Source organism: Curtobacterium sp. MCSS17_008 (genome assembly GCF_003234185.1).
Lineage (GTDB): Bacteria > Actinomycetota > Actinomycetes > Actinomycetales > Microbacteriaceae > Curtobacterium.
Genome location: NZ_QKSM01000033.1, coordinates 1 through 1,230 on the forward strand (window position 1 = coordinate 1; position 1,230 = coordinate 1,230).

General features: G+C 66.9%; 1 protein-coding gene. It reads right to left on the bottom strand.

Annotation, left to right across the window (positions count from 1 at the left end):
• A protein-coding gene (locus DEJ23_RS15290; protein WP_111241086.1) for an IS3 family transposase occupies positions 1 to 1,161 on the bottom strand; the annotation gives its coding sequence in 2 pieces (ribosomal slippage) (positions 1 to 882 and positions 882 to 1,161; 1,162 coding nt annotated over the 2 pieces). This gene is flagged as partial in the annotation.
• Positions 1,162 to 1,230 lie beyond the last annotated feature (69 nt).

Consider the following 1,230-nt stretch of genomic DNA (forward strand, 5'->3'; position numbering starts at 1 on the left):
AGGCCGCGAGTGCGACCTGTGGGTTGATGATCGTCTCGTACTCGACCGGGGTCAACTTCCCCAGACCGCGTTGCCGTCGTTTCCGGTGATAGGTCGCCTCGATCCAGGTGATGATCGCGAGCCTGAGCTCTTCCCGGGTTGCCCAACGTTTCCGGTTCAAGACGTTCTTCTGCAGGAGCGCGAAGAACGATTCCATCGCCGCGTTGTCCGCGCACGCGCCGACGCGGCCCATCGACCCGAGGAGCCCGGCGTCACTGAGCGCGCGGACGAACTTCTTCGACCGGAACTGGCTGCCCCGGTCCGAGTGCACAACAGTCCCGGCCGGGTTCCGGCGGTCCACCGCCATATGCAGGGCCGCGACAGCGAGCGAGGACCGCATCCGGTCACTGATCGAGTAGCCGACGATGCGCCGCGAGCAGGCGTCCTTGACCGCGCAGAGGTAGAGCTTGCCCTCACCGGTCGGGTGTTCGGTGATGTCTGTCAGCCACAGCCGGTCCAGGTCTGGCGCCGTGAATGCTCGTCGGACCCGGTCGTCGTGCACCGGCGGCCCGGCCTTGCGATTCAGGCCGCGCTTCTTCGCATGCAACGACCAGAGCCGCTGCTGTGAGCACAGCCGCCACACCCGCCGTTCCGAAACCCGGAGGCCGGCCGCGTGGAGGTCGTCGGCGATGAACCGATACCCGAACGTCGGGTCGTCGCGGTGCGCGTCGATCGCGGCGTTGGTGAGGTGCGCGTCCGCCCAGTCGCGATCGGTTACCGGACTGGCACGCCACCGATAGAACGCCTGCTTCGAGAAGCCCAGCACCCGGCAGGCCACCGCGACCGGGATCCGGTCGGCGGCGAGTTCGAGGACCAGCGGGTACATCATTTTGGGAGATGCGCCTGCGACAGATAGGCGGTCGCCCGACGGAGGATCTCGTTCTCCTGCTCGAGGAGCCGAATCCGTTTCTGCGCGTCCCGCAGCTCCGCCTGCTCAACGGCTTTCGCCGACGGCGCCGCTGCAACACTGATGCCGTCGTCACGGTCCGCGAGCCGCAACCAGCGGGCCAGGCAGGACTCGGAGACACCGAAGTCCCTCGCGACCTGCCGCACCGACGACTCACCCTTCCGGGCGACCGCAATCACATCACGGCGGAACTCTTCCGGATACGCCTTCACCATGGCGCACATCCTTCCAGCAGGAGCCAACGCTCCTACCTGTCAGGAGTCAACCGAACCTGCAGCAGTCCC